General features: G+C 48.6%; 1 rRNA gene. It reads right to left on the bottom strand.

The features are described from left to right. Window positions 1-222: ribosomal RNA gene (locus NNO02_RS23730) — 23S ribosomal RNA — on the bottom strand; the annotation flags it as partial.

Raw genomic sequence — 222 nt, 5'->3', positions numbered from 1 at the left:
TCGGTTGATTTCTTTTCCTCGGGGTACTTAGATGTTTCAGTTCCCCCGGTTCGCTTCATTACGCTATGTATTCACGTAATGATAGTGTGACGAATCACACTGGGTTTCCCCATTCGGAAATCGCCGGTTATAACGGTTCATATCACCTTACCGACGCTTATCGCAGATTAGCACGTCCTTCATCGCCTCTGACTGCCAGGGCATCCACCGTGTACGCTTAGT

The organism is Citrobacter sp. Awk 2, from assembly GCF_028069815.1.
Lineage (GTDB): Bacteria > Pseudomonadota > Gammaproteobacteria > Enterobacterales > Enterobacteriaceae > Citrobacter.
The sequence above is the reverse complement of the archived record's forward strand: the minus strand, read 5'-3'. Positions and strand labels throughout refer to the sequence as shown.